This window comes from Arthrobacter sp. PsM3, assembly GCF_030433895.1.
Classification (GTDB): domain Bacteria; phylum Actinomycetota; class Actinomycetes; order Actinomycetales; family Micrococcaceae; genus Arthrobacter.
Window position 1 is genome coordinate 1 of sequence record NZ_JARUXE010000093.1, and the last position, 2,887, is coordinate 2,887.

The 2,887-nt window shown below is 68.2% G+C and carries 2 protein-coding genes; both read right to left on the reverse strand.

Annotated elements, in window-relative coordinates; genetic code table 11:
* Nucleotides 1–67 precede the first annotated feature (67 nt).
* The gene (locus QCD75_RS21675; protein WP_301231592.1) at nt 68–1,288 is read right to left on the reverse strand and encodes an ABC transporter substrate-binding protein; all 1,221 of its coding nucleotides are present in this window, start codon (nt 1,286–1,288) and stop codon (nt 68–70) included.
* Nucleotides 1,289–1,513: 225 nt separating this feature from the next.
* A complete protein-coding gene (locus QCD75_RS21680; RefSeq protein WP_301231594.1) occupies nt 1,514–2,680 on the reverse strand; it encodes an RtcB family protein in 1,167 nt (388 codons plus the stop codon).
* Nucleotides 2,681–2,887: the final 207 nt, after the last annotated feature.

Genomic DNA, 2,887 nt, shown 5'->3' on the forward strand with positions numbered 1-2,887 from the left:
GGTTGGCGGAGCGGGACTGGGGTTGGCGGAGCGGGACTGGGGTTGGCGGAGCGGGCGGCGGGACTGGCTAGTCCTTGCCCAGTCCCTGTGCGGAGACCTTCCGCCCGGTGGCGCCCTCGCCGAGGACACTGTTCAGGGCCGAGAGGTCGAAGATGCCGGTGATGTCGGCCTGGGTGGTGGTCCCGGCGTCGACACCGTCCTGGAGGAGTTTCTTGTACGTTCCGGCGAGCGGGTCGACGGTGAAGACGATGTTCTTGAGCGACCGGTCGATCACGTCGGCCGGCAGGGCGGCACCGGCGGATTCCTTGAGGGCTGCGTTGAGGACAGTGGACTTCTCCGCAGCGGGTGCGGCGTTGAGCCAGTTCACGGAGTCGACGTGGCCCTTCAGCAGCGCCTTGACCGTGGCGGGGTGCTCGGCGGCGAACTTCTTGTTGACGATCAGGACGGTGGTGATGAACTCGCCCTTCTCCCACAGGTCCTTTTCGTCGACGAGGACCTTCGCGCCGGCCTGGAGCACCAGGCGGGAGGCCCAGGGCTCCGGCAGCCACGCGCCGTCGAGCTTGCCGTCCTGGAACAGCTTCAGGGTCTGGGCGTTCTCGGTGGGGTTGATGGCGACGTCGCCGCTGCCGTCCGTGTTGGTCTTGTAGCCCTGCTTGCCGAGCCAGGCGCGAAGTGCCACGTCCTGCGTGCCGCCGAGCTGCGGGGTCGCGAGCTTCTTGCCCTTGAGGTCCGCGGCCGAGGCGATCCCGGGTTTGACCACCAGCTGGGCTCCGCCGGAAGCTGCGCCGGCGATGATGCTGATCGATTCGCCCTTGCTCTTGACGTAGGAGTTAATGGCCGGGTTGGGGCCGATGTAGGTGGCGTCGATGGCGCCGGCGTTGAGGGCCTCGATCGCGGCGGGGCCGGCGTTGAAGACCTGGGTGCTGAGCTTGGTCCCGCCGAGGCTCTTCGCGATCAGGCCCTGGCTGACCCCGACGAGGGCCGGGGCGTGCGTGATGTTGCCGAAGTAGCCGAGTTTGAGTTCGGCGGCGGGGGTTTCGGCAACCGCAGCTGCGGGCGCGGCGTCATTGGTCCGGGACACCGTGGACGCGACGGCGGCACCGGCGCCGATCAGCAGCACCAGGCCGGCAGCCAGGCCGATCTCGAGGGTGCGCTTGCGCTTGGGTTTGGCGGACTCGCCGGCGACGATCCGGGTGGTACCGGGGGTCTGGCCGGAGGTGGCGGCTGCCTGGCCGGTTGCCTGGCCGGAGGTCTGGCCGGGGGTGGGGTTCTGCGAGGGCGATGACATGCGGGAAGTCCTGTTCGTGGGGGTGTACGGGGAGGCCGGGCGGGTGGTCAGCGCCGGCGACATCGCCCCCGGAACTCATCGCGGGGGCCGTTGAAGAGCCGATCCGTTGTGGTCATTGGTTCACCATAGGGACTGCCACGAAGACCGTTCAACGGTCCGGAAACCCGGGGTCACGCGAGTTCATGCAGCGTCATATGCGGGGCCGCCATCCGGCATTTCGGCGGATTAATCGCCTTTAACGTTGACGAGCTGCCGGAGCTTGTGCCGTATCTTCACGAGGTCCGCGGAGTCGCGCATCACCTGGTCGATGGGTTTGTAGGCCGCGGGGATTTCGTCGATGAAGGCCTTGCTGGGACGGAATTCGATGCCCTGCATGGCGGCCTTCAGCTGGGCCAGGGTGAATGTCTTCTGCGCCGCGTGCCGTGAGTATTCCCGACCGGCGCCATGCGGGGAGGAGTTCAGCGATTTGGGGTTCCCCAGCCCGACGACTACGTAGGACGCGGTGCCCATGGAGCCAGGAATCAGCCCGGGGTCCCCCGCCTCGGCCCGGATGGCGCCTTTGCGCGAGACCCAGACGGACTTGCCGTAATGCCATTCCTTCGCGGTGAAGTTGTGGTGGCAGTTGATCCGTTCGGCCTCGCGGACATGGCCACCGATCCAGGATTCAAACTGCCCCACCACCCGGTCCATCATCTCCTCGCGGTTCAGCAGGGCGAAGTGCTGGGCCCAGCGGAGTTCCCTGATGTACCGGTCGAATTCGGGCGTGCCTTCCCTGAGGTAGGCCAGGTCCGGGTGCGGCACCACGATCTGCCCGCTCCGGACCGCGCTCCGGGCCTCGCCGATGTGCCGCTGCGCGAGCTTGTTGCCAACGCCGCGGGAGCCCGAGTGCAGGAACAGCCAGACGGCGTCCGTCTCATCCGCGCACACCTCGATGAAATGGTTGCCCGAGCCCAGCGATCCCAGCTGCAGCGTCCAGTTCGCGGCGTACTGGGCGGGGTCGAAGCGCGCGTGGACTGCCATGCGGCGCAGTTCGGCAATCCGGGGCGCCGCGGTGGCACTGATCCCGTGGTTGAAGTGCCCCGCGGACAGCGGGATGGCGTGCTCAATGCCCTCCCGCAGCCGTTTCCGGTCCTTGGGCAGCTCGCTGAGGGCGTACTGCGTGCGGACGGCGATCATGCCGCAGCCGATGTCGACGCCCACGGCCGCAGGGATGACCGCACCCAGGGTGGGGATGACGGAGCCCACGGTGGCACCCAGGCCCAGGTGGGCGTCCGGCATCAGCGCCAGGTGCGGATAGATGATGGACAGCTGAGCCGTGACCAGGGCCTGCTCGCGGGTCGCGTCATCCAGGATCGAGGCCCAGCTGATGAGCCGGCTGTTGATGACTTCCACGGCGCCTCCCATGACGATGATCGTGGTCTGCCGGCCCGGTGGCAAGGGCCCGGCATGGCGACTTCGCGGAAACGCCCGTGCTCGCCGTAAGTTTCCCCTGCGAGCCCGTGCGTTTCCCGCGGCGTCCGCGGCGCAGACTTCCTCGCGACGCGCAATGACGCACGCGCGCCGGTATTCCGGCGTCGACAGCGCCTTTGCCGGGCGCGG

Excerpts from the sequence above, each read along its gene's own strand:
- QCD75_RS21675 (WP_301231592.1), bottom strand. The coding sequence starts at position 1,288 with ATGTCATCGCCCTCGCAGAACCCCACCCCCGGCCAGACCTCCGGCCAG.